Here is a 22,003-nt window from a genome sequence, read left to right as displayed (position 1 = left end):
ACGGAGTGCAGCCATGAACCAGACGCTGGCGGTATGGCTGTTGATCGCGCTGGCGCTTGTCAGCGCGAATCTTCCCTTCCTGACCGAGCGCGTCTTTGCCGTGCTGCCCTGGAAGCAGGGCGGGGCGGTGGTGGTCAAACCGTTCTGGATGCGCCTGATCGAAGTGCTGGTGTTCTACGCCATCGTCGGCGCGCTGGGATTTGCCTTCGAGTCCACGCTGGGCAACCGTTTCGCCCAGACCTGGGAGTTCTACGCGATTACGCTCAGCCTGTTTCTGGTGCTGGCGTATCCCGGGTTTGTGTACCGGTATCTCTTCAAGCGGCATCCGCGTCTGCGGACCTGACGACGCAGCAGCCTGCCTGCACATGGACGCACCAAGACGCCCCGATCGGGGCGTTTTTTATGTGTGCTGCAACCTCCGAGTCGACTTTGCCTCGCGCAGAATACGGCCGCAATCCGCCCCTTTTTTGATCTCCGATCCGTTCTGGATTTTGAGCAAGATCAAAGCTGTTGTTTTTTTATCCTTTTGATTTGGAAGGGGCTTTCATTCAGGTTTCATTCAGCGCCTCCGTTCAGAATCGCAAACAACAAAAAACAAGAATCGTTGTTATTTACGTTCTGGAGAAGTCCGCTTGAAGCCCCAAGATTCGTATTCGCTGAATACGCTCGCCACCTCGCTGGCCGCCGCCATTGCCGCGCCCGCGTTGTTCGTCAGCCCCTATGCCGCAGCCCAGTCCGCCGACACCGGCGTGACGCAGTTGTCGCCTGTCCGCGTCGAGGGCGAAAGCTCGTCCTATCAGACCTCGACCGCGCAGTCGCCCAAGATGACCGCGCCTTTGCTGGACACGCCGCGCACAGTGCAGGTTGTGCCGCAGCAGGTGATCCAGGATCAGGCCGCGTCGACGTTGCAGGACGTGCTGCGCAACTCGCCGGGCATCACGTTCGGCGCCGGCGAAGGTGGCCGTCCGGGCGGCGACTTGCCGATCATCCGCGGCCAGAATTCCGCCGGCAGCATTTTCCTGGACGGCATCCGCGACAGCAGCACCCAGGTGCGCGATACGTTCAATCTGGAGCAGGTCGAAATCATCAAGGGGCCGGACTCGGTGTATTCGGGCCGGGGCGGCGCGGGCGGCAGCATCAACATGGTCAGCAAGGCGCCCAAGACCACGGACTTCACCGAAGCCACGGCGCAGATCGGCACGGACAACAACTACCGTGCCACCATCGACAGCAACTGGCGCCTGGGCGACAAGGCGGCGTTCCGCCTGAACGTGATGGGCAACAAGGGCGACACGCCGGGCCGCGATGACGCCGTGGATTTCGAGCGCTGGGGCGTTGCGCCGTCGCTGATGCTGGGCGTGGGCACGCCGACCCGCATCACGCTGAGCTATTACCACTACCAAGACGACAGCATGCCCGACTACTCCATTCCGTATGACCCGAAGTCGGGCCAGCCGGTGACGGAGACGATGGGCGTGAGCCGCAAGTCGTTCTACGGCCTGACCGGGCGCGACTTCATGAAGACGCGCGATGACGTCGCCACGGTGGACTTCCAGCACGACTTTTCCGACAAGCTGCAACTGCGTAACGTGACGCGCTATGGCCGCGGCACGACCGACTTTGCAGCGACCAATCCCGACGACAGCAAGGGCAACATCCCGAACGGCCTGGTGTACCGTGCGCTCAAGTCCGGCTACTACGTCACCAAGACCTTCGCCAACCAGACGGACCTGACGGGTGAATTCGAGACCGGCAGCCTGAAGCACTCGTTCGACCTGGGATTTGAGTACAGCAACATCAAGCAGGACAAGGACAGCTACACCCAGACGATCGCCCGAGGCCCGATGGACTGCAAGGTCAGCGCAACCGACCTGTCGAACCCGGCGCTGTGCACGTCGCTGTGGGATCCGAATCCCCACGACGACTACACCGGCAAGCTGACGCGCAACAACAACCCCGCCGTCTACAACACGGACACGCTGGCGCTGTACGGCTTTGACACCATCAAGTTCAACGAGCAATGGCAAGCGAGCCTGGGCGCGCGCTGGGACAACTACCGCACCAGCGGCAGCAACATCGCGCGCGGCCGCAGCGATCCGGCCAGCACGCCCGCGTTCTACAGCACGAGCCGCGAGGACAACCTCTTTAACTACCAGGTCGGCCTGGCGTACAAGCCGGTGCCCAACGGCACTATTTACGCCACGTACGGCACCTCGTCCACGCCGTCCGCCATTGCCGGCGGCGCGATCAGCGATGCGACGTCACTGTCGACGTCTTCGCTGGAACCTGAAAAGAGCCGCACGGTGGAGCTGGGCACGAAGTGGCAGGTGTTCGACGACAAGTTGACGCTGTCGGCCGCGGCGTTCCAGGACATCCGCAAGAACACCAGCGTGGCCGTGTCCGCGACCGAAGTGGCGCAGGTGGGCGAAGCCAAGGTGCGCGGCATCGAACTGGGATTCTCGGGCGCCATCACGCCCAAGTGGAACGTGTTCGGCGGCTACACCTTCATGGACAGCGAAATGACCAAGGGCGCGTACAACAGCGGCGCCGTCGGCCAGGACCTGCCCAACACGCCGCGCAACGCCTTCAGCCTGTGGACGACCTACAAGGTCCTGCCCAAGCTGACGGTCGGCGGCGGCGCGTATTACGTCGACAAGGTGTACGGCAACTCGGACGCCACGAAGAACGCCGACGGTACGCCCAAGGCGCGCTGGGTGCCTTCGTACTGGCGCTTCGACGCGATGGCCGGCTACGAATTCAACGAGCACTTCTCGGCGCAGTTGAACGTGCTGAACATCTTTGATGAGACGTACTACACGAAGGCCTACGCCGCGCACTATGCGGCGCTGGGCACGGGCCGGGCGGCGCTGCTGTCGCTGCGCGTGCGGTACTGATCAAGGGGCGCCGCGTCCGCGGCGCCGACTTGCATGAAAAAAGCCACCTCATTTATTGAGGTGGCTTTTGCTTTGGGAAAGGGGGCCGGTGTCTGACACCCTGTCGCAGGATCAGCTTTCGAACCAGTTCAGCACGCCGTCCAATCCCGAGACATTGAGCGCATAGCGCGTCTGCTGACGCACCAGCGGCTTGGCGTGGTAGGCCACCGGGAAGCCGGCGTTGGCCAGCATCTTCAGGTCGTTGGCGCCGTCGCCCATGGCGATGATCTGATCCGTCGAGGCGCCGTGCGTGCGCGCGAACTCGCGCAGGTGCGTGGCCTTGGCGTCGGCGTCCAGGATGTCGCCCAGCACGCGGCCGGTCAGCACGCCATTTTCGATCTCGAGCGTGTTGGCATGAGCGCTGTCCAGGTTCAGGCGGGCGCGCAGGCGCTCGGTGAAGAAGGTGAAGCCGCCCGACACCAGCAGCACCTTGATGCCGGCGGCCTGGGCCGTGGTGATCAGACGCTCGGCGCCCGGATTCAGGCGCAGCTTTTCCTCGTAGACCTCGTCCAGCGCGCCAGCGGGCGCGCCCTTGAGCAGCGCAACCCGGCGGCGCAGGCTTTCCGCGAAATCCTTGATCTCGCCGCGCATGGCGGCTTCGGTGATCTCCGACACCTTGTCCTTCACGCCCACCACGCCCGCGATCTCGTCGATGCACTCGATGTTGATCAAGGTCGAATCCATGTCCATGGCCAGGATCTTGCAGTTGGCCAGCTTCAGACCGGCGGGCACGAAGGCAGCGTCGACGCCGCGCGCTTCGGCCCAGGCGCCCACCACGGCGCGCGTCTCGTCGTCGTGTTGCACGTCGAGCAGGCGGGCGGCGGTGTTGCTGATGCGCGCCACGCCCTGGGCCTGGGCCAGCGCGGCAAGCTGCTCCGCATGTTCGATGGCGAGGCCGGGGGATTGGACGACGAGATTGTGGGTAGTCATGGCGGATGGGTAAGGGTGTCGGGAATTACTTCAGGGCGCGCAGAACGGCGCGCACGGCGTCGGCACGGGCCGGGAGTTGAGGCGCCTTGATCTCGACGCGCAACTTGTCCTGCCCGGCCAGCTTGATGTGCCGCTGCCGCTGGACGAGCTCGATGATGCGGGCCGGATCGACCGAGGTCTTGGGGCCGAACTGGATCAGCGCCTGCGCTTCGCTGGCATCGATCTTGACGATGCCCAGCGGTTGGGCGGCGAGGCGCAGGCGGTGCGTGGCCAGCAGCGTCTGCGCCGCCTCCGGCAGTTTGCCGAAACGGTCGATCAGTTCTTCCTGGATGTGGATCAGGTCGTCTTCGTCCGCCGCGTGCGCCAACCGCTTGTAGATGGCCAGGCGCGCGTGCACGTCGGCGCAATAGTCGGACGGCAGCAGCGCCGGCGCGTGCAGATTGACTTCGCACGCCAGGTTGAAGGGCGCGTCCAGGTCGGGCTCTTCTCCCGCGCGCAGGGCGCGCACGGCCTCGTTGAGCATCTCGTTGTACATCGAGAAGCCGACTTCCTGGATGTTGCCCGACTGCGAGTCGCCCAGGACTTCGCCGGTGCCGCGGATTTCGAGGTCGTGCATGGCCAGGTAAAAGCCCGAGCCCAGCTCTTCCATGGCCTGGATGGCTTCCAGCCGCTTCTTGGCGTTGCTGGTGATCGCGTCCTCGCCCGGGGTCAGCAGGTAGGCGTAGGCCTGGTGGTGCGATCGCCCGACGCGGCCGCGCAGCTGGTGCAGTTGCGCCAGACCGAAGCGGTCAGCGCGGTGGATCACGATGGTGTTGGCGCTGGGCACGTCGATGCCGGTTTCGATGATGGTGGTGCACAGCAGCACGTTGTAGCGCTGCTGGTAGAAGCCCTTCATCACCTGTTCGAGTTCGCGCTCGGGCATCTGGCCGTGCGCGACGGCGATCCGGGCCTCGGGCACCAGCTCTTCCAGGCGCGCGCGGCGGTTATGGATGGTTTCGACCTCGTTGTGCAGGAAGTAGCACTGGCCGCCGCGCTTTAGCTCGCGCAGCAGGGCTTCGCGCAGCGTGCTGCCGTCCTCGCGCCGCACGAAGGTCTTGATGGCCAGGCGCTTTTGCGGCGCCGTGGCAATGACGGAGAAGTCGCGGATGCCTTCGAGTGACATGCCGAGCGTGCGCGGGATGGGCGTCGCGGTCAGTGTCAGCACGTCGACTTCGGCGCGCAGCGACTTGAGCGCTTCTTTCTGGCGCACGCCGAAACGATGTTCCTCGTCGATGATGACCAGGCCCAGGCGCTTGAATTTCACGTCCTTAGACAGGATCTTGTGCGTGCCGATGACGATGTCGACCCGGCCGTCGTTGATGCCTTCGATGGCGCTGGAGACTTCCTTGGCCGAGCGGAAGCGCGATAGTTCCACGACGCGCACGGGCCAGTCGGCAAAGCGGTCGGTAAAAGTCTGCGCGTGCTGTTCGGCGAGCAGGGTGGTGGGGCACAGCAGCGCCACCTGTTTGCCGTTGGCGACGGCCAGGAAGGCGGCGCGCAGCGCGACTTCGGTCTTGCCGAAACCGACGTCGCCGCAGACGAGCCGGTCCATGGGGCGGCCGGAGGTCATGTCGCTGATCACGGCCTGGATGGCGGCGGCCTGGTCGGCCGTCTCTTCGAAGCCGAAGCCCTCGGCAAACGCCTCGTAATCGTTCAGCGGCAGGTTGAACGCAAAGCCTTCGCGTGCGGCGCGCTGCGCATACAGCGCCAGCAATTCGGCGGCGGTGTCGCGAACCTGTTTGGCGGCCTTGCGGCGCGCCTTGTCCCATTGGCCTGAACCCAGCTGGTGCAACGGTGCGGCTTCCGGGTCGGCGCCGCTGTAGCGCGCGATCACGTGCAGTTGCGACACGGGCACGTACAGCGTGCTGCCGTTGGCGTATTCAAGATGAAGGAACTCCATCTCGCCTTCGCCCATGTCCATGTTGACCAGGCCGTGATAGCGGCCGATGCCGTGCTGGGCGTGGACGACGGGGTCGCCCTCGCGCAGCTCGGACAGGTCGCGCACCATGGCTTCGACGTTGCTGGCGCGTTCCTGGTCGCGCTTGCCGCGGCGGCCGGTGGTCGCCAGTCCGGGGTAGAGATCGTTCTCGGTCAGGAAGGCCAGGTTGGCGCCGGGCAGTTCGAACCCGATGCCCAGCGGCGAGGCGACGATGCCAAAATGCGCGTCCGACGCCAGGAAGCCCTCGATGGTGTCAGGCTGCGCATCAGGCGTGACGCCGAACTCGTTCAGCATCTGCACCAGTGTCTCGCGCCGGCCGGCCGAATCGGCGCACAGCAGCACGCGGGTGTGCCGCTTTTCTACCAGCGTGCGCAGCTTGGCGATGGGATCTTCGGCGCGCCGCGCCACGCTGACGTCGGGCGCGGCCCGGAAGTCCGGATGCGGCTGGCCCGCAGTCAGCGACAGGCGGCGGAATGCCTTGAGGCGGCCATAGAGCGATTCGCTGTCCAGGAACAGGGCGGACGGCGGCAGCACGGGGCGTTCGCGGTCGCTTTTCAGGAAGCCGTAGCGGCTGGTCGTGTCCTGGTTGAAGCGCTGGATCGCGTCGTCGATGTCGCCGACGGTGACCATGACCGTGCCGTCGGCCACGTAGTCGAACAGCGTGGCGGTTTCTTCAAAGAAGAGCGGCAGGTAGTACTCGACGCCGGCAAACGGGATGCCGTTGCCGATGTCTTTATAGGGCAGGGCGCGGGAAGGATCGCCTTCGAAGACTTCGCGAAAGCGCGCCCGGAAGCGGTTGCGCGAGTCTTCGTCCATCGGGAATTCGCGGCCGGGCAGAAGCTGCACCTCGCGCACGGGGTACAGGCTGCGCTGGGTGTCGACGTCGAAACTGCGGATGGTTTCGATCTCGTCGTCGAACAGGTCCAGCCGGTACGGCACCACCGAGCCCATCGGGAACAGATCGATCAGGCCACCCCGCAGGCAGAATTCGCCCGGCGAGGTTACCTGGGTGACGTGGTTGTAATTGGCCAGCGTCAGTTGGGCGCGCAGCGCCGCTTCGTTCAGCCTGTCCTTCTGCTTGAACGAGAACGTGTAGGCGGCCAGGAACGAGGGCGGTGCGACGCGGTACAGCGCCGTGGTGATGGGCACCGTCAGCACGTCCACCGTCTTCATCATCAGCGCGTGCAGCGTGTTCAGGCGCTCGGAGATCAGGTCCTGGTGCGGCGAGAATGCGTCGTAGGGCAGCGTTTCCCAGTCGGGCAGCTGCCGCACGCGCAGGCTGGGCGCAAACAGCTGGATTTCCTCGGCCAGCCGCTGCGCTTCAAGGGGCTCGGCGGTCAGGATGACCAGCGGCGCGCTGGCCTGGCGCGCCAGATCGGCCAGCAGCCAGGCGTCGCCGGAGCCCGGCGGCCGGGGCTGCGCATAGCGCGTGCCGGGCTTCAGCGCGGACAGGGTGGGGACCGTGGCGGGGACGGGCGGTGCGGCCGTGGCGGAGGAGGAAGGGGCGGGCATCAGGCTGGAAGCGGACATCAAGCGAACGATTATAAAATCTCCGCACCATGTCTGACTCAATCATCGCAATCGTGCCCGCCGCCGGCGTCGGCGCCCGCGCCAGCCGGCCCGGGCACGAGGCCGTTCCGAAGCAATACCGTCCATTGGCCGGACAGCCCATGCTGCGCCACGCGGTAAGCGCGCTGCTGGCCGATGAACGCGTGTCGCAGGTGCGCGTGGCGGTCACGCCGGGCGACGGCTGGGTCGACGCCGCGCTGGCGGGCTTGCCGCGCACCGTCTGGCGTGCCTGCGGCGGCGCCACGCGCGCCGATACGGTCGCGGGCGCGCTGGCCGACAGCGAGGTCACGGACGATGCCTGGGTGCTGGTTCATGACGCGGCCCGCCCGGGCTTGCCCGCCGCGGCGCTGGGGCGGCTGATCGACGCGTGCCTGGCGGACCCGGTCGGCGGGCTGCTGGCACTGCCGGTGGCCGACACGGTCAAGGGCGGCCACGATCGCGTGGAGCGCACGCTAGACCGCAATGGCCTTTGGCTGGCGCAGACGCCGCAGATGTTTCGCGCGGGCGTGCTGCGCGATGCGCTGACCGCCGCGTCCGTGAACGGCATCGCCGTCACCGACGAGGCCTCGGCCATCGAGGCCGCCGGCTATGCGCCGCTGCTGGTCACCGGTTCAACGCGCAACTTCAAGGTGACGTGGCCGGACGATTTTGAACTGATGGAAAAATGGCTATGAGCATTCCTTTTCGCGTCGGGCAGGGCTTTGACGTGCATGCGCTGGTCGAAGGCCGGCCGCTGATTATCGGCGGGGTCACGATTCCCCATACCCACGGCCTCTTGGGCCATTCCGATGCGGACGTGCTGCTGCACGCGATCACCGACGCGCTGCTGGGCGCGGCGGGCCTGGGCGACATCGGCCGGCACTTTCCGGATACCGATCCGGCGTTCAAGGGCGCCGACAGCCGTGTGCTGCTGCGCGAGGCCATGGCGCGCGTGCGCAAAGCGGGGTGGACACCGGTCAATATCGACGCCACGCTGCACGCCCAAGCGCCCAAGATCGGCCCGCACGCCCCTGCCATGGTGAAGAACATCGCCGACGACACCGGCCTGGCCGAATCCGAGGTCAACATCAAGGCCAAGACCAACGAGGGCCTGGGTTATCTGGGCCGCAAGGAAGGCATCGCGGCCACCGTAGTCGCCTTGCTGGCGCGCGCGGACCCCTGACCCGCGGGCCGCGCTGCGTGGCGTTCGCGCCACGCTTATCCGGTATTTCAAAGCCGCCCGAGCCGCCAGGCCGGGCGGCTTTTACGTTGGCATACATCTTTAACAAATGAATAAGCGGACCGCATTGTTCTGACTTACGCTGCGCGACTTGAAATCTGACTAATCAGGGACACTCAGATGCGATTACGTGGCGCGGGGCTACTTTTTGTGCTGGCCGCTTTTGCTACCTCCGCCCACGCGGCCTACGAGAAGCAGCTCGGTCCACTGGCCGGCACGGTCAAGCAGCAGCTTTTGCAAGGCTGGCATGTCGGCGAGCAGGACGGCTGGTTCACCCTGCGCAACAGCGATGTCCCGGGCGGCGAGCAGACGTTCTACATCAATCCGGGACCCGCCCCGGAAAGCGGACGCATCACCGACGTCAACGTGATGGTCAACTCGAAGAGTCCCAAGGCGTCCATCGGCATTGCGCTGAACAACAACGCGCGCAAGGGCCTGTGCCTGCTGGAGATCCGGGCGGACCGCAACATTTTGCTGTTCTGTCTGGAAGGCCAGAAGCGCCGCGATATCGCGTCCGTTCCCAACGTCGCCAAACTGGACGGCACCGACCGCATCCGCGTGGTGGAGGTGCCGGGCGCCGCGCGTTTCCTGGTCAATGGTCAGAAGATCGGCGATATCGAGGACGAGGCCGCGCTGGGCAGCGAGATCGGCATCATGGCCTATGACGAAGGCACGTTCGGCATTGCGGATTTCATGATCGTCTCGGACGTGGCCGGCAAGCCGGTCGGGGTGGGAGCGCAAGGGACCGCCGGACAGGGCAGCGCCGGACGGGGTAGTGCCGGGCAAGGTAGTGCCGGCGCGCCGCGCGTGCCGTCGGCGGCGTCGCCCCCCGCCCAAGCCCCCGCCGACAACAGCCCGGAGCTGGCCGGCGCCGGCCCATATCCCCGTTTCGGCGGGGACACCTTGCGCATCGTCGCGGTCTACATCGGCATCATGCGCAGCATCTTCCTGCACGAGTTCGGACACGCCCTGATCGGCGAGCTGGAACTGCCGTCGACGGGCGCGGAAGAAGACGCGGTCGACATGTATTCGGCCTTGCGGATCGTCGAGCCCACCATCTACCCGTCCGACAACGAGGACGTGAACTTCATGGCCCGCGAGGCTGCCACGTATGCGGCCCTGCAGTGGTACTACAGCGGCATGCTGGCGGAAAAGCGGGGCGCGTCGGCGAACTCGGCCTGGCAGGACGAGCACACCGGCGACCTGAAGCGCTTCCGCAACATGCTCTGCATCATGTATGGCGGCAATCCCGCCGTCTTCGAGAACGTGGTCAAGCACGTCGGGTTCGAGGACCGGACCAAGGCGCGTTGCACCGACGAATTCAACAAGCAGAACCGGGCCTGGCGCCACCTGTTGGCGCCCCATACCCGCGTGGGCACCTGGACGCCGGACGGCCAGCAACCGGCCAACGCGCCCGGCGCGCCGGTCAACGTAGTGCTGGAACCCTCCAAGCGCAAGATCGGCAACCTGTTCGCGACGGCCATGTCCAACGCCGTCACCAACAGCGTCAAGGATCTGGGCAACACCTACGTCCTGCCGCGGCCGATCAATGTGACGTTCAAGGACTGCGGCCAGTTGAACGCCTGGTACAACCCGCGCGAGGGCTCGATCACGATGTGCTACGAGCTGATCGAGAACATCGCGGTGATGATTTCCGACATCGAAATGGGCACGGTCGGTGGCGAGGTCGTCGCCAACAAGGGTGGCGCGTCGCAGACGGCGCCGCGGCAAGCACCTGCGGCGGGGCAGGGCATGCCCGCGCTGCCCGCCGGCGCTTTCGACGAGCTGAAGGACTTCGGCGTGCCGCCGACCAGCCTGCTGTTCTCGTCCCCCTACCGGGGGCCGACGCCTGTCAAGCACACACGCGCCGATGTCATCACCACGGCCGACCTGGTCAAGCTGATCAATAACGAGAAGAACATCCTGATCATCGACACCAGCGCGGGGCGGGACACGCTGCCCATCGCCTATCCGCTGCCCGATGCCGGGTCGGACGGCAGCGTCGCGGACCATCTGCAAGGCGCGCTGGACGACTGGCTGAAGAAGAAGACCGGCGGGCAGCGCAACGCGCCCATCGTGTTCATGGGCGCGGGCATGAATGACCGCTCGGCCTACAACGGCGCGTTGCGCGCCGGGTCGCTCGGCTGGCGCGCCTACTGGTATCGCGGCGGCATGGAGGCCTGGACCGCCAACGGCCTGCCCACTGCGCCGGTGAAACCCGCCGCGGGCAAGTAATCCGGCGGTGACTTGCCGGGCTGCGGCAACGGGCCCGGCGCCGGCCAGAACCGCGTCATCGGAAACGACGCAGCGGCGCCGCCAAAAGAAAAGCCCGCCTGCATGATGCAGGCGGGCTTTTTTGCGGTCGGCGAATCGCTTACTTGCCTTGGGCAGCCAGCGCCAGCGCGGCGGCGTTGACGACGGCGGCGATACGGCCGGCATCGCGCAGCTGTTCGGTCGACAGGCCGTCGTTTTTCAGGTTTTCATAATGCGAGGCCACGCAGAAGTGGCACTTGCCGATGATGGAGGCCACCAGGGCGAATAGCTCGAAGCGCTTCTTGTCCACGCCGCCATGGGTGGCGTAGGCATTCATGCGCAGCTGGGCCGGCAGGCTTTTGAGCTGGGCGTCGCCGGTCATCTCCACGTAGGGATACCAGGTGTTGTTCATGCCCATGAGGGCGGAAGCGGTCAGGGCGGCGTTGGCGTCGCCTTCGGACAGGCCGCTCTTGAAGGCTTCAACCAGCACCGGGCTGCGCGCGGCATAGGCGGCGGACAGGGCGGCGCCCACGGCGTCTTCGGGAGCCAGCGTCGAGCGGGCGATCACGGCGTCCAGATTCAGGCGGATGTCCTTGGCCCAATCCGGCAGCTGTTCCTTAATGGTAGTAAGAAATTCCATAGTTTTTACCTATAATCTAGCGCAGTTAAAGCCCGGCGCGGGCCCCTGCAGGGCAGGGTCCGGACCGGGCTGGAAATTACAGCGTGGCGCCGCCAACCGTACGGTTGCACGGGCACAGTTCGTCGGTTTGCAGACCGTCGAGCAGACGCAGAACTTCTTCCGGATTACGGCCGACGTTCAGGTTGTTCACCGAAACGTGCTGGATCGTGTTGTCCGGGTCAACGATGAAGGTGGCGCGCAGCGCAACGCCAGCACCCTTTTCACGCACGCCCAATTGGTCGATCAGGGCGCCGGTGGTGTCGCCGAATTGGTAGTGACCCAGCTTGTTCAGATCCGGGTGCTCACGGCGCCAGGCCAGCTTGACGAATTCGTTGTCGGTCGAACCGCCCAGCAGGACGGCGTCGCGGTCTTCGAAATCCTTGGCCAGCTTGTTGAAGCCGACGATTTCGGTCGGGCACACAAACGTGAAGTCTTTCGGGTAGAAGTAGATCACCTTCCACTTGCCGGGGAACGAGCTTTCGGTGATGTCTTCGAACGCCGACACGCCGTTTTCTTCGTGCTGATTGAAGCCGGGCTTGACGCCGGTGACCTTGAAGGGTTCGAGTTTGTCGCCAACAGTTTTCATGTTTACTCCCGTAGTTGTTGGGTGGAGATGAGGCCAGGCCTCAAAACCATAAATTCTACGCTATGGATTAGCGTTGTCTAATTGATAATTCCTAAACTTGGCTTTGGGCAGCTCTATCCTCGCGGTCAGTCCGCCGCCTTCTCGGGGCAGCATCCGGAGCGACCCGCCAACGTGTTTGAGCAGGCGTTCGACGATGGCCAGACCCAGTCCCGCGCCGCTGACGCCGGTGCGCGCCGCCTCGCCGCGGGAGAACGGGCGAAGCAGGCGATCCACGTCTTCGGGCGCGATGCCGGGGCCGCGATCGGAGACCTCGATGACGATCATGCTGCCTTCGGCCTGCAGTGTCATGTTCAGGTGCGCCATGCCGTCATCGGGCGAGCGCCCGTAGCGGCGCGCGTTCTCGATCAGGTTGCTGACGATACGCTTCAGGTCCAGCGCGGTGATGCGGGCGCGCAGGCCAGGTTCCAACGCCGCGTCCAGCTCGCCGCCCAGCGAGGCGGTGTGGCTGCGTTCGCGTTCGTACAGTTCGGCCAGCACGGCGGAAATGTCGGTGGCGAGCTGCGGCAAGGTGCCGGCGGGACGGGCGTACTCCATGAGCTGCCCGATGCTGTGGTCGATCTGGCCCAGGTCTTCGTCGATGGCCTGCCGCGCGTCTTCCGATACGCCGCTCAGCTCGATTTCCAGACGCATCCGGGCAAGTGGCGTGCGCAGGTCATGTGAGATGCCCGCCAGCATGAGCTCGCGGTCGGCCTCCGCCTGGCGCAAGTCCTTGGCCATGCGGTTGAACGACGCGTTCAGGTCGCGGATCTCGAGCGGGCCTTGTTCGGGCAGGGCCGCGGGCGTTTCGCCGCGCGACAGCACCTGTGCGGCCCGCGCCAACCTGGACAGCGGCCGGTTGACGAAGCCCACGCTGACCGCCGCGCCGACCAATGACAGCAATAGCGCCGTGGCGCCCCAGCCCAGCCACTCGATTCCGCCTGTAAGACCGATCTGCTCACGCTCGAACACCAGCCAGTACAGATCTTTTTCTATCTGGAAACTGACCCAGAAGCCAGGTACCTGGTTCACGCCCCAGGCAATCTGCGTCTCCGGGCCGAAGCGCGTGCGGATATGCTGCGCCACACGCTGCCAGTAGTCGTCGTCGGGGAGGGCTTCGGCGAAGTCGGTGACCTCGCGCGGATAGACCTGGATGCCTTCATTGGTAGCCAGGTCGAGGAGGAGCTTGCTGCGTTCGCCGTTATGCGAATAGATCAGCGCGGTGCGCGTGATATTGACGGCCGTGATCACCCGCTGCGCCATTTGATTGGCGCGCGGTCCCAGCTCCATGCTGAAAAATACTTGAAGCCACGCGCCCAGGCTGACGAGCATCAGCGCGGCGAGCAAAAGGAACGTGCGGCCGAACAAGCCGAGCCGCAAACGTGATGTCAGGTTCCTGAATGTTCTGCGCAAGCGCGGCACGACGCTGCGCTCCTGCACCGGGCGGGCCAGCCGATCAGCTACCACCGTCCGGAACGAACACGTACCCCAGACCCCAGACGGTCTGGATGAATACGGGCTTGGACGGGTTCGGCTCGATCAGCTTGCGCAGACGCGAGATCTGGACGTCGAGGCTGCGATCGAAGGCTTCGTATTCGCGGCCGCGGGCCAGTTCCATGAGCTTGTCGCGCGACAGGGGAATCTTCGGATGGCGCGCAAAGACCTTGAGCACCGAAAATTCACCCGTGGTGATGGGCACCTGTTCGCCGTTGCGCGTGAGCGTACGGGTGGACAGATTCAGCACGTAGGGGCCGAAGACGATGGACTCGTTTTCCTGGCTGGGCGCGCCGGGGTGTTCCTCGGTGCCGCGGCGGCGCAGAATCGCATTGATGCGCGCCAGCAGTTCGCGGGGATTGAACGGCTTGGACAGGTAATCGTCCGCGCCCATCTCAAGCCCGACGATGCGGTCGATTTCTTCCGCCTTGGCCGTGAGCATGATGATGGGGGTATTGTCGTGGCCACCGCGCAGCCGGCGGCAGATGGACAGGCCATCTTCGCCGGGCAGCATCAGGTCCAGCACGAGCAGGTCAAAATGCTCTCGTTGCCAGAGTTTGCCCATCTCTTTCGCGTCTTCGGCAACGAAAACGTTGAAACCCTGTTCGGACAAGTACCGGCGAAGCAGATCGCGCAAGCGCGGATCGTCGTCAACGACGAGGATTTTTCGGGTGGGGGTGGTGTTTTGCGTATTCATGGCCGGAAATGTAACAGTGACAAGAACCGGGGGCTAGAGGGCGTTCACAAGATATTACACATTGCGATCCCTGGTTGAAATCCCCCTTACACACGGGGGTAACAGCGGCTTATTTCGTACAATCTGCATCTATGGAACTAAACCTGCTGGCACTGGAAACTTCGTCGTCACGTTGTGGCGTGGCCCTTTTACGGGCGGTCGACGGCCGTCTGGAGATCAGCGTCCGCGAACACGAAGGATCCCAGGAACACGCCGAGCGCCTACTGCCTATGGCCGATGCGCTGCTCGCCGAGGCCGGCATCACGCCGTCCGGGTTGCATGCCGTGGCGTTCGGGCAGGGGCCTGGCGGCTTCACGGGGCTGCGCGTGGCATGCGGCGTCGCCCAGGGCATGGCCCTGGGGCTGGGGATCCCGGTGTTGCCTATTGTTTCGCACCAGGCCGTGGCCGCCGACGTCGATGGCACCCCCGCCGACGCTGTCGTCGTGGCCCTGGACGCCCGCATGAACGAGGTCTATCTGGCAGTCTACCGTCGCGGCGACGCCGCGGGCGAGGAATCTGTCTGGGAAACGCTCCAAGCCCCGATGCTGATTGCCGCCGCCGAGGTCGTGCCCTGGACGGCGCACCATCTGCCCAACTGGTCGGCCCGCGCCGGGCAGCCGCTGACGCCGCTACTGGCTGGCGATGCCTGGGAAGCCTATGCCGCCGACATGGCCGCGCCCGCCGAATGGCGCCGGGCCACCGAAGCCCAGCGGTCGCAGGCGGCCAGCGTGGCGCGGCTTGCCCGCCAGGGCTGGCTGCGCGGCGAAACGCTGGCGCCCGAGCTGGCCGCGCCGCTCTATGTGCGCGACAAGGTGGCGTTCACCACCGCCGAGCGCCTGCGCGGCGAGGGCGGCAATCCCAAGGCGCAGCCGTCGCTTGCCGCGCCGGTCCCGCAGCCCATGACAGATGCCGATCTGGACGAGGTCGTGGCGCTGGAGGCGCAAGTGCAGGCCTTCCCCTGGACCCGCGGAAACTTCGCGGACGCGCTGGCGTCGGGCTATGGCGCCTGGACGTTGCGGCGGGAGGGCAAGCTGGCGGGCTTCTGCATTCTGATGTTTGCGCCGGACGTGGCGCATCTGCTGGTGATCGCGGTGGCCCAAGACCTGCATCGGCAGGGACTGGGCGGCGTGCTGCTCGACTGGTGCGAGCAGCAGGCGCGCGAACGCGGCCTCGAAGGCCTGCTCCTGGAAGTGAGACCGTCCAACACGTCCGCCATCAGTTTCTATAAGGGCCACGGCTATCTGCAGATCGGCATGCGCCGGGCCTACTACCCGGCCGAGAAGGGCGGTCGCGAGGACGCCATCGTCATGCAGAAGCGCTTCGGCGAACCCGACGGAGCACCGGCATGAGCCCGATGGACGCCGCGCCGCGCCCGGCGCCGCCCCGCATCAACCCGTTGCAGCGCATCTGGTTGCGCGAGCTTGGCATGGAGCGGCTATGGCTGCGCACGCCGCCTGCCGTGCCGGTCGCCAAGGCGGGGCCAGTAGCGTCTGGCGCCGCGCCCGGGCAGACGCCGGCTGCCGAGTCTCCTGGCGGTCCGAATACCGCACCCCATTCCCCGATTGATGCGCCGACTCCCGTCGAAGCGCGGCGCGACGCCCCGGCGGCTGCTCCGGTGGACGCCGCCGAGCCGGTCGCCCCGCCCGCCGTGGCGCGCACCGCCCCGGCAGAGCCGGCTTCTGGCCGCGCATCGGCTATTCCGGCTTCGATCCTGAACCGCACCGGCCCCCCGCCGCGTCCCGCGCCGAAGGTCGAGGTCCAGGAAGAGGCGCCGCCGCCCATTCCGGTGGCCGAGGCCGTCAAGGATGCCAATCTGGAGCAGTTGGCGGCGCAGGTCGTGGCGTGCGCCGCGTGCGGCCTGTGCAAGGGACGCCGTCACGCGGTGGTCGGGCAGGGCGCCCAGCCCACCCGCTGGCTCGTCGTGGGCGAAGCGCCGGGCGAACAGGAAGACCGCCAGGGCCAGCCTTTCGTGGGACGGTCCGGGCAGTTGCTGGACGCGATGTTGGCGGCGGTCGGCATGAGCCGCGAGCGCGACGTTTTCATCACCAACGTCATCAAGTGCCGTCCCCCGGGCAACCGCAATCCCAAGCCCGAGGAAATCGCGGCCTGCAGCCCGTACCTGATGCGGCAGATTGCGCTGCTGAAACCCGAGCGCATCCTGGTGCTGGGCCGGTTCGCGGCGCAGACGCTGCTGGGCACCGACGCCACCATCGGCAACCTGCGCGGCCGCGTCCATCATCTGAAGACGGACGAAGGCGTGCAGATCCCGGTCATCGTGAGCTACCACCCCGCCTACCTGCTGCGCAGCCCGTCCGAGAAGGCGCGGGCCTGGCAGGACCTGAAGCTGGCCGCCCGCGAGCTATAGGGCGCAGGGGTCAAAGAAAAACCGGGCAATTGCCCGGTTTTTTGTTGCTGCATCAAGCACTTGGCGCGATTGTCCTAGTGCGTCGAATCCAACGCGCGGCCGTGGCCTTCCTGGCCGATCTGGTCATGCAGGTCGGGGTTGGCCTGCATGTTGCGCTTGCTCCAGCGCATGAACACCACCATCAGCACGGCCACCACGGTGCCGAAGATGACGATGATCACGTTGATCGGCAGTTCCAGCCACAGCAGCAGCGTGTACATCGCCACCATGAGCAGGATGTTGAGCTGTTCGTTGAAGTTCTGCACGGCGATCGAATGGCCGGCCGACAGCAACACGTGACCGCGGTGCTGGAGCAGGGCGTTCATGGGCACCACGAAGAAACCGGCCAGGCCGCCCGTCAGCAGCAGGAGAAGATAGACGCTCCAGGGCTGGTAGACCAGCGGCATCAGCAGCACGACGAGACCCATCATGGCGCCTACCGGCAGCACGGCGAGCGCGCGGCGCAGCGGAATGCGCCCGGCCAGGATCGACCCCACCACCGTGCCCAGTGCGGCCACGCCCATCAGCATCGAGGCCTTGTCGAGCTGGTAACCCAGATGGCTGCGGCCCCATTCGATGACGATCAGCTGCAGGGTGGCGCCGGCGCCCCAGAAGAGCGTGGTGACAGCGAGGGAAATCTGGCCCAGCTTGTCCTTCCACAGCACGCAGACGTAGCCCCAGAACGTGCGGATCAGGCGAACGGGGTTCTTCTGCTGCGGCGGATAGCGCACGTGCGTGCGCGGAATCATCAGGTTGCACAGCGCGGCCAGCAGGTACACGAAGGCGATGACCAGGATGGCTGCTTCGGCCGGCGTGTGGACCAGGCTGCCGATGAAGGAGTGGCTAAGCAGGGCGGTGGACACCGACGAGGAAATCAGGAGGCCGCCCAGGACCGTGCCCAGGATGATGGAGAAGACGGTCAGGCCCTCGATCCAGCTATTGCCCTTGACCAGCATGGTCGGCGGCAGCATTTCCGTCACGATGCCGTACTTGGCGGGGGAGTAGGCGGCGGCGCCGATGCCCACCACGCCGTAGGCGGCGCAGACCAGCCAGGTCTGGTATTCGGGGGCGACGCCAATGCTGGCGTACGAGAACATCAGCAGACAGCCCGCCACCTTCAGGGCATTGGTGGAGAACATCACGCGGCCCTTGGGGTAGGAGTCCGCGATGGCGCCGACGAATGCGGCCAGCACGACATAGGCCAACGCGAACGACCACTTCATCATGGGGGCCAGCCAGTCAGGGCCGTGCAACTCCTGAATCAAGGCGATCGCTGCGATGAACAACGCGTTGTCCGCCAATGACGAGAAGGCCTGCGCCGCCATGACCAGATAGAAACCACGTTTCAAGAATGTCCCCGTTCTTCGGCCAGAGCCTGGCCAGTCCGCGTGAAAATTATGTGTCGTGCCAAAAAGTGTCAGGGAGTATAGCCGGAGCGTTGCGGCCAGCCATTGCGCGTTTGCCCGCGGGTTGTCCGGCCCCAACGTCTGGGTAAAGACCGCCTGCGGTATCATACGACCCATATGAGAGCCGGCCCTTCTTGGGCCGGTTTGCAATCTGTGCGGCAGGTCCGTTAACGCCTTTCGTTCAACCCACCCCGTCGTCATCGTACTGTGCGCCTTACTCAGCTCAAACTCGCCGGCTTCAAGTCCTTCGTCGATCCCACCGTCATCCCCGTGCCCAGCCAGCTGGTCGGCGTGGTGGGGCCCAATGGCTGCGGCAAGTCGAACATCATCGACGCCGTGCGCTGGGTGCTGGGCGAGGCCAAGGCGTCGGAACTGCGCGGCGAGTCCATGCAGGACGTCATTTTCAACGGGTCGGGCAACCGCAAGCCTGCCGCCCGGGCGTCGGTCGAAATGGTGTTCGACAACAGCGAGGGGCGCGCCGCCGGCCAGTGGAGCACCTACGCCGAAATCGCGGTGCGCCGGGTCCTGACCCGGGACGGCACCAGCAGCTATTTCGTCAACAACCAGCAGGTCCGCCGCCGCGACATCCACGACATCTTCCTGGGCACCGGCCTGGGCGCCCGTGGCTACGCCATCATCGGGCAGGGCATGATCAACCGCCTGATCGAAGCCCGCCCCGAAGAACTGCGCGTCTTCCTGGAAGAGGCGGCCGGCGTGTCGCGCTACAAGGAACGCCGCCGCGAGACCGAAAACCGCCTGTCCGACACGCGCGAGAACCTGACCCGCGTCGAAGACATCCTGCGCGAACTGAACAGCCAGCTTGAAAAGCTGGAAGCCCAGGCCGAAGTGGCCACGCGTTACCGCGAGCTTCAGGCCGACGGCGAAAAGAAGCAGCATTCGCTGTGGTTCCTGAAGGAAACCGGGGCGCGCGAAGAACGCGCCAAGAAGACGCAGGAAATGGCGCAGGCCCAGAACGAACTGGAGGCCGCCATTGCCGGACTGCGCGCGGGCGAGGCCGCGCTGGAATCCCGGCGCCAGGCCCACTACGCCGCCAGCGACGCCGTCCACACCGCCCAGGGCGCGCTGTACGAGGCCAATGCCCAGGTCAGCCGCCTCGAAGCCGAGATCCGGCACGTGGTCGATTCCCGCAACCGCCTGCAGGCGCGCCGCGACCAGCTCCAGCAGCAGATCGCGGAATGGACCAGCCAGCGCGAACACTGCACTGAACAGATCGCCCAGGCCGAAGACGACCTGGCCGCCGCCGCCGCCCGCACCGAAGAAGCGCGCGCCACCGCTGAGGACGCGCAGGCCGGCCTGCCCTCGGTCGAGCAGCGCGTGCGCGAAGCCGCCGCCGGCCGCGACGAGATGCGCGCGGCGCTCGCCCGCGTCGAGCAGAACCTGGCGCTGGTCGCGCAGACGCAGCGCGACGCCGACCGGCAGATGCAGACCCTGGACCAGCGCCGGGAGCGCCTGCAACAGGAACTGCGCGAACTGCACAGCCCCGATCCCGAACGCCTGGAACAGTTGGCCGGCGACCGCGCCGCGGGCGAAGACCAGCTTGAAGCCGCCCAGGAAGAACTGGCCACCCTGGAAGGCCGCGTGCCCGAGGCCGACGCCGAGCGCAGCCGCGCCCAGGGCGCCGCGCAGACCGAAGCCCAGAACCTGGCCCGCCTGGAAGCCCGCCTGTCCGCGCTCGTGAAGCTGCAGGAAGACGTGCAGAAGCAGGGCGCGCTGGAACCATGGCTGGCCAAGCACGAACTGGCCGGGCTGTCGCGCCTGTGGCAAAAGCTGCACGTCGAGCCGGGCTGGGAAACGGCCCTGGAATCGGCGCTGCGCGAACGCATGGCGTCGATGGAAGTGCGCAACCTGGACTGGGCGCGCGCCTTTGCCGACGACGCACCGCCCGCGCGGCTGGCGTTCTACCAATTGCCCGTCGCGGCGCCCGCGCCCACGGCGCCTGCCGGCTTCACGCCGCTGGCCAGCCTGCTGCGCATCACCGACCCTGACCTGCGCACGCTGCTCAACGAATGGCTGGCCGGCGTCTATACGGCCAATGACCTGACCCAGGCCCTGGCCTTGCGCGCGACCCTGCCCGCCGGCGCCGCCTGCGTGGTCAAGGCCGGTCACCTGATCGACGCGCACAGTGTGCGGTTCTACGCGCCCGATTCCGAACAGGCCGGCCTGCTGGCCCGCCAGCAGGAAATCGAAAACCTGCAACGCGAAATCAAGGCCCAGCAACTGATCGCCGACCAGGCCCGCGCCGCAGTCGCCCGCGCGGAAGCGGCGTGGCAGCAGGTGTCGCAGGCCATCTCCCCGGCGCGCACCCGCGTGGCCGAGGTCACGCGCCGCGTGCACGACATCCAGCTGGAACACTCGCGGCTGCAGCAACAGGCCGAACAGTCCGGCGAGCGCGCCTCGCGCCTGCGCCAGGACCTGGAAGAAATCAAGGCGCACGAGGAAGATCTGCGAGCCACCCGCGAAGAGGCCGAGGCCCGCTTCGAGGCGTTGGACGAAGAGCTGGCCGAGCATCAATCCAAGTTTGCCGACGCTGAAATGGATGGCGAGACGCTGGCGGCGCAAGCCGAGGCGGCCCGCACCCGCCTGCGCGAACTCGAACGCGCCGCCCAGGAAGCTGAATTCGCGGAACGCGGCATCCAGGTGCGCATCACCGACCTGCAACGCAACCAGCAACTGGCCGCCGACCAGAGCCAGCGCGGCGCGGTGGAACTTGAACAACTGATGGGCGACCTGACCGAGCTGGACGCATCCGCGTCGCAGGCCGGCCTGCAGGATGCCCTTGAAGCGCGCGCCGAACGCGAGGAAGCGCTGTCGCGCGCCCGCCAGGAACTCGAAAACCTGGCCGCGCTGCTGCGCGGCGCCGACGAAGACCGCCAGCAACAGGAGCAGACCCTGGAGCCGCGCCGCGCGCGCATCATGGAACTGCAACTGCAGGAGCAGGCCGCGCGCCTGGCCGAAGAGCAGTTCACCGAACAGCTCAATGCACGCGAAGTCGACCGCGAGGAGCTCGCCCAATTCCTGGCCAACCAGCCCGACGAATGGCGCCGCGCAAGCTGGCTGCAACAGGAAGTTGGCCGCATCTCGCGCCAGATCGAAGCGCTGGGTTCGGTCAACCTGGCCGCGCTCGACGAACTGAACACCTCGCGCGAACGCAAGGGCTTCCTCGATTCGCAGCACGCCGACCTGATGACCGCCATCGAGACCCTCGAAGACGCCATCCGCAAGATCGACCGCGAGACGCGCGAACTGCTGCAAGAGACGTTCAACATCGTCAACGGCCACTTCGGCGAGCTTTTCCCCAAGCTTTTTGGCGGGGGCGAAGCCAAGCTCAGCATGACGGGCGAGGAAATCCTCGATGCCGGCGTGCAGGTGATGGCGCAGCCGCCGGGCAAGCGCAACAGCACGATCCATCTGCTGTCGGGCGGCGAAAAGGCGCTGACCGCGACTGCGCTGGTGTTCGCGCTGTTCAAGCTGAACCCCGCGCCGTTCTGCCTGCTGGACGAGGTGGACGCGCCGCTGGATGACGCCAACACCGAACGTTACGCGAACCTGGTCGCCAACATGAGCGAGCAGACGCAGTTCCTCTTCATCTCGCACAACAAGATCGCGATGCAGATGGCAAAGCAATTGATCGGCGTAACCATGCAAGAGCAAGGGGTTTCGCGTATCGTTGCGGTAGACATAGATTCGGCCGTCCAGATGATGGCCTCCGAAGCGGCATAAACCCAATATTGAGAAAGGCGCCGCCTTCCAGGCGCGGGA

15 protein-coding genes are annotated in these 22,003 nt (G+C 66.0%); 8 read left to right on the top strand and 7 right to left on the bottom strand.

Going from position 1 to position 22,003, the window contains the following annotated elements; all coding sequences use genetic code 11:
- The first annotated feature begins 13 nt into the window (after positions 1-13).
- Together B3098_RS07620 and B3098_RS07615 are read left to right on the top strand one after the other, a co-directional pair.
- Positions 14-343 (top strand): DUF2818 family protein, encoded by a 330-nt coding sequence (locus B3098_RS07620; RefSeq protein ID WP_286894319.1) that lies wholly within the window; start codon positions 14-16, stop codon positions 341-343.
- 289 nt (positions 344-632) lie between these two features.
- A complete protein-coding gene (locus B3098_RS07615; protein ID WP_175123007.1) occupies positions 633-2,894 on the top strand; it encodes a TonB-dependent receptor in 2,262 nt (753 codons plus the stop codon).
- 111 nt (positions 2,895-3,005) lie between these two features.
- Here the strand turns inward: B3098_RS07615 and serB are convergent, their stop codons facing one another.
- Both serB and mfd read right to left on the bottom strand, forming a co-directional pair.
- Entirely contained in the window at positions 3,006-3,863 is an 858-nt protein-coding gene (gene serB, locus B3098_RS07610) for a phosphoserine phosphatase SerB (protein ID WP_286894317.1), read from the bottom strand.
- Between the two features lie 25 nt (positions 3,864-3,888).
- Positions 3,889-7,371, bottom strand: a complete 3,483-nt coding sequence (mfd, locus tag B3098_RS07605) for a transcription-repair coupling factor (protein WP_286894315.1) — start codon at positions 7,369-7,371, stop codon at positions 3,889-3,891.
- A 29-nt stretch (positions 7,372-7,400) separates the two neighbouring features.
- Here mfd and ispD point away from each other — a divergent pair, with 29 nt between their 5' ends.
- The 3 genes from ispD to B3098_RS07590 all read left to right on the top strand — a co-directional run bounded on the left by ispD (position 7,401) and on the right by B3098_RS07590 (position 10,864).
- Positions 7,401-8,084: a 2-C-methyl-D-erythritol 4-phosphate cytidylyltransferase gene (gene ispD / locus B3098_RS07600; RefSeq protein WP_279971819.1), complete on the top strand. Its 684-nt coding sequence runs from the start codon at positions 7,401-7,403 to the stop codon at positions 8,082-8,084.
- Positions 8,081-8,572, top strand: a complete 492-nt coding sequence (gene ispF / locus B3098_RS07595; protein ID WP_175137314.1) for a 2-C-methyl-D-erythritol 2,4-cyclodiphosphate synthase — start codon at positions 8,081-8,083, stop codon at positions 8,570-8,572. The genes ispD and ispF overlap by 4 nt, the downstream gene beginning before the upstream one ends.
- A gap of 177 nt (positions 8,573-8,749) precedes the next feature.
- The gene (locus tag B3098_RS07590; protein WP_286894311.1) at positions 8,750-10,864 is read left to right on the top strand and encodes a DUF4344 domain-containing metallopeptidase; all 2,115 of its coding nucleotides are present in this window, start codon (positions 8,750-8,752) and stop codon (positions 10,862-10,864) included.
- 139 nt (positions 10,865-11,003) lie between these two features.
- Here the strand turns inward: B3098_RS07590 and B3098_RS07585 are convergent, their stop codons facing one another.
- The 4 genes from B3098_RS07585 to ompR all read right to left on the bottom strand — a co-directional run bounded on the left by B3098_RS07585 (position 11,004) and on the right by ompR (position 14,374).
- Positions 11,004-11,522: a carboxymuconolactone decarboxylase family protein gene (locus tag B3098_RS07585; RefSeq protein WP_013392160.1), complete on the bottom strand. Its 519-nt coding sequence runs from the start codon at positions 11,520-11,522 to the stop codon at positions 11,004-11,006.
- 76 nt (positions 11,523-11,598) lie between these two features.
- Positions 11,599-12,147, bottom strand: a complete 549-nt coding sequence (locus B3098_RS07580; protein WP_006217982.1) for a peroxiredoxin — start codon at positions 12,145-12,147, stop codon at positions 11,599-11,601.
- Between the two features lie 60 nt (positions 12,148-12,207).
- Complete coding sequence (locus tag B3098_RS07575; RefSeq protein ID WP_286894707.1) at positions 12,208-13,635, bottom strand: ATP-binding protein; 1,428 nt, start codon at positions 13,633-13,635, stop codon at positions 12,208-12,210.
- A 4-nt stretch (positions 13,636-13,639) separates the two neighbouring features.
- Positions 13,640-14,374 (bottom strand): two-component system response regulator OmpR, encoded by a 735-nt coding sequence (gene ompR, locus B3098_RS07570; protein ID WP_053246610.1) that lies wholly within the window; start codon positions 14,372-14,374, stop codon positions 13,640-13,642.
- 131 nt (positions 14,375-14,505) lie between these two features.
- On the opposite strand from ompR, the gene tsaB reads away from it, so the two are divergent.
- Positions 14,506-15,762, top strand: a complete 1,257-nt coding sequence (gene tsaB, locus B3098_RS07565; protein ID WP_286894304.1) for a tRNA (adenosine(37)-N6)-threonylcarbamoyltransferase complex dimerization subunit type 1 TsaB — start codon at positions 14,506-14,508, stop codon at positions 15,760-15,762.
- Positions 15,759-16,778 (top strand): uracil-DNA glycosylase, encoded by a 1,020-nt coding sequence (locus B3098_RS07560; protein WP_286894302.1) that lies wholly within the window; start codon positions 15,759-15,761, stop codon positions 16,776-16,778. Before tsaB ends, B3098_RS07560 begins: the two co-directional genes overlap by 4 nt.
- 74 nt (positions 16,779-16,852) lie before the next feature.
- Here B3098_RS07560 and lplT read toward each other — a convergent pair whose 3' ends face one another.
- The gene (gene lplT / locus B3098_RS07555) at positions 16,853-18,166 is read right to left on the bottom strand and encodes a lysophospholipid transporter LplT (protein WP_175137318.1); all 1,314 of its coding nucleotides are present in this window, start codon (positions 18,164-18,166) and stop codon (positions 16,853-16,855) included.
- Positions 18,167-18,430: 264 nt separating this feature from the next.
- Between lplT and smc the strand changes: the two genes are divergently transcribed.
- The gene (gene smc / locus B3098_RS07550) at positions 18,431-21,964 is read left to right on the top strand and encodes a chromosome segregation protein SMC (RefSeq protein WP_175137319.1); all 3,534 of its coding nucleotides are present in this window, start codon (positions 18,431-18,433) and stop codon (positions 21,962-21,964) included.
- Positions 21,965-22,003: the final 39 nt, after the last annotated feature.

It is taken from the genome of Achromobacter sp. UBA2119, from assembly GCF_002331005.1.
Taxonomy (GTDB): domain Bacteria; phylum Pseudomonadota; class Gammaproteobacteria; order Burkholderiales; family Burkholderiaceae_B; genus Achromobacter; species Achromobacter animicus.
Note: the sequence above shows the minus strand (reverse complement) of the source record. Positions and strands in the feature narration are given on the sequence as shown.